Source organism: Phytobacter sp. V69 (assembly GCF_965644215.1).
Taxonomy (GTDB): domain Bacteria; phylum Pseudomonadota; class Gammaproteobacteria; order Enterobacterales; family Enterobacteriaceae; genus Phytobacter.
This window is the reverse complement of sequence record NZ_CBFFRL010000321.1, coordinates 1-3,479: the sequence shown is the minus strand read 5'-3', so window position 1 is coordinate 3,479 and position 3,479 is coordinate 1. Positions and strand designations below refer to the sequence as shown.

The 3,479-nt window shown below is 53.2% G+C and carries 2 protein-coding genes and 1 pseudogene; 2 read left to right on the top strand and 1 reads right to left on the bottom strand.

The features are described from left to right. Positions 1 to 282 precede the first annotated feature (282 nt). Complete coding sequence (gene fadL, locus ACSZPU_RS24455; RefSeq protein WP_499004168.1) at positions 283 to 1,611, top strand: long-chain fatty acid transporter FadL; 1,329 nt, start codon at positions 283 to 285, stop codon at positions 1,609 to 1,611. 49 nt (positions 1,612 to 1,660) lie between these two features. On the opposite strand, the gene mlaA is transcribed toward fadL, so the two are convergent. After that, positions 1,661 to 2,413 carry a phospholipid-binding lipoprotein MlaA gene (mlaA, locus tag ACSZPU_RS24450; protein WP_499004166.1) on the bottom strand — a complete coding sequence of 251 codons (753 nt, stop codon included), beginning with the start codon at positions 2,411 to 2,413 and terminating at the stop codon, positions 1,661 to 1,663. A 310-nt stretch (positions 2,414 to 2,723) separates the two neighbouring features. On the opposite strand from mlaA, the pseudogene ACSZPU_RS24445 reads away from it, so the two are divergent. Beyond that, a pseudogene (locus ACSZPU_RS24445) lies at positions 2,724 to 3,407 on the top strand (formate/nitrite transporter family protein); the annotation flags it as partial. Positions 3,408 to 3,479 lie beyond the last annotated feature (72 nt).

The following is a 3,479-nucleotide window of genomic DNA, read 5'->3' as shown; positions in this document are numbered from 1 at the left end:
GCCTCATTTCTCGCTGCCGTCCAGATCAGATGCATCGCTCTCTGGGCTAAAATCTTGTGACGACACTATCTAGCGACGCTGGCCGCAATTTTGCCACGCAGATCCCGTTTCGAAGATCACAATTGAAAATTTTTATATACAAGCTTGCAACATTTCCGCTGGTCCGACCTATACTCTCGCCACTGGTCTGATTTCTATGAAGTACCGCAGACCCTACACTTCGCGCTCCTGTTACGCCATGTAACATAGTTTAAATAAAAATAACCGGATGAGGTTTTGGTCATGAGCCAGAAAAACCTGTTTACCAAATCGGCACTCGCAGTTGCAGTGGCAATCGTCTCAACCCAAGCCTGGTCCGCAGGCTTCCAGCTTAACGAATTTTCTTCTTCTGGTCTTGGCCGTGCCTATTCCGGCGAAGGCGCTATTGCAGATGACGCGGGCAACGTCAGCCGTAACCCTGCATTGATCATGATGTTTGACCGCCCAACCTTCTCCGCTGGTGCCATTTTTGTTGACCCGGGTGTTGATATCTCGGGCACCTCACCGGCAGGCAACAGCCTGGATGCGAAAAACATCGCGCCAACGGCATGGGTTCCAAACCTGCACTTCGTTGCCCCCATCAATGACCAGTTTGGCTGGGGCGCATCCGTTACCTCTAACTACGGTTTAGCGACCGAGTATAACAGCGGCTATGCGGCAGGCGCATACGGCGGTAAAACCGACCTGGAAACACTGAACCTGAACCTGAGCGGTGCCTACCGTCTGGATAACCACTGGAGTTTCGGCCTGGGCTTTGATGCGGTTTACGCCAAAGCGAAGATCGAGCGCTACGCAGGTGACCTGGGCAGAATCGTTGCTGGCTCAGGCGCTTTACCAGCCGTTCCGGGCCTGGCACAACAGGTTGCAGGTATCCCTGCAGACACCCAGATAGCGTATCTGAAGGGTGACGAGTGGGCCTTCGGCTGGAACGCCGGTATCCTTTACGAAATCGATAAAAACAACCGTTACGGCTTAACCTACCGTTCTGAGGTCAAAGTCGACTTTGACGGCGATTACAAGAGCAGCCTACCTTCTGCCTATAACCAGATCCTCGGCAACTTCGGCCTGCCAATGGGCACCGATGGCCGTACCACAGGTGGTTCTCTGACCCTGAACCTGCCGGAAATGTGGGAAATTTCAGGTTATAACCGCGTTGCGCCGCAATGGGCTATCCACTACAGCATGGCCTACACCAGTTGGAGTCAGTTCAAGGAGCTGAAAGCGACAAATAGCAACGGTCAGACCCTGTTCTATAAAGATGAAAGCTTTAAAGACTCTTACCGTATCGCGCTGGGTACCACCTATTATATGGACGATAACTGGACCTTCCGTACCGGTATCGCCTTTGATGACAGCCCGGTTCCGGCAGACAAACGTTCCATCTCCATTCCGGATCAGGACCGTTTCTGGCTGAGCGCAGGTACCACTTATGCGTTTAACAAAGATGCGTCCGTGGACGTGGGTGTGTCTTACATGCACGGTCAGAAAGTCACCTTCACCGAAGGCCCATATACCTTCAAATCCGAAGGTCGTGCATGGCTTTATGGCGCGAACTTTAACTACGCGTTCTGATTTGCAGCAGGCATAAAAAAAGGTGAGCTTCGCGCTCACCTTTTTTCGTTTATTCGGAGTCAATATCCTTGAGGTCGCCCTGAATCGCCTCGGCGTTCGGGTTTTCCTGCGGCTTGAGCTTCCCGCCGTTGGCGATAAAATCATGACGCTGGAAGTAGGCTTCACGCACCATAATGTAGGGGTCGGAAGACTGGCGCAGCAGGCCGTCCGAATCCAACAGTTGAGCTCGTGACTCAATCCCTTCCACCGTCCATTTCCCTACCGACAGCGGCCAGGTCAGCCAGGACAGCACCGGATAGAGCGTATCCGCCATATCGCCGCCATCTTCACGTAACGTGAAACTACCGTAGAACGGCAGTTGCATGTACGGACCATAGCCAACGCCGTAGTGACCGAGCGTGCTGCCAAAACGGTGCGGCTCAACGCGCTGCAGTTTCGGGTTAGACAACCCTGCAACATCCATCAGGCCACCCATACCAAGCAGGGTGTTGAGGAAGAAGCGCGTAAAGTGAACCATCCCCTGATAGGGATCGCCCTGCAGGAAGTAGTTCACCATGATGGCCGGTTCTTCAAGGTTGCTGGTGAAGTTGCTCAGACCGTTGCGCGCAGGCTGCGGCACATAGTCACGCCAGGCCACGGCAACGGGACGGACAACATACGGGTCCAGGACATTAAAGTTGAAGTTGTACATGGTGCGGTTGAACCCTTCCAGTGGATCCGAGCGCCCCTGCGTGTCTCCTGAACTGGCGCAGCCCGCCAACAGTGTGGTTGCCAGCGCAATCGCCGACACACGAAATTTCATAGGTGTCTCCCTGAAGAAAATGGCTTTCGCTGAGTGCCATCCATAAGGGCACAAACGCAATCTGCCTCGGTTCGCGCCATAAACTTGCAAGGCATTGTATCAGCACGCCTTGTGATGTCTACGCAACGCACGATCCTCTAATGAGCATAGTCGCTGTTTGCCCCTCTCGTTTCGTTACAATTTTATATAATCTTCGCCAGTCTCGTATCACCATTGTTGCCATTCCACCCAAATTAGGAGGAAGCCCCGTCAGGCTTTGCTGAAAAAGTCGCTACGCTTAAGCCATATGTCGCAACCTGATGGGGGCAATATGGACAGCATCAAAGACGAGAAAATCGACAAGCACACCGACGAAATCGAAGTGGAAAGCGAGGAGAAAACGCGCGGTGAGCAGATAGAAGTGGATGAAGACCGCCTGCCCTCGCGCGCCATGGCCATCCATGAGCATATCCGTCAGGACGGCGAAAAAGAGCTGGAGCGCGACGCCATGGCGCTTCTGTGGTCCGCTATTGCAGCAGGCCTGTCGATGGGTGCATCGCTTCTGGCGAAGGGGATTTTCCACGTTCAGCTCGATGGAGTACCAGCCGCCTTTATTGTGGAAAACCTCGGTTATACCTTCGGCTTTATTATTGTGATCATGGCCCGCCAGCAGCTTTTCACCGAAAACACCGTCACGGCGGTCTTGCCCGTCATGCAAAAACCCTCGTGGGTCAATTTTGGCTTGATGATGCGTCTGTGGAGCGTAGTCCTGCTGGGGAATCTTATCGGCACGGGTATCGCGGCATGGGCATTCGAGTATATGCCGATTTTTGATGAGCCGACGCGCGATGCCTTTGTCAAAATCGGCATGGATGTGATGAAAAACAGCCCGATGGAGATGTTTTCTAACGCCATTATTTCCGGCTGGATTATCGCCACCATGGTGTGGATGTTTCCGTCTGCGGGGGCGGCAAAAATCGTGGTGATTATATTGATGACCTGGCTTATCGCACTAGATAGTGTCGTCACAAGATTTTAGCCCAGAGAGCGATGCATCTGATCTGGACGGCAGCGAGAAATGAGGCCG

Bases quoted from the DNA above. Each gene is read 5' to 3' on its own strand.
- fadL (WP_499004168.1), top strand. From the start codon at position 283: ATGAGCCAGAAAAACCTGTTTACCAAATCGGCACTCGCAGTTGCAGTG.
- mlaA (WP_499004166.1), bottom strand. From the start codon at position 2,413: ATGAAATTTCGTGTGTCGGCGATTGCGCTGGCAACCACACTGTTGGCG.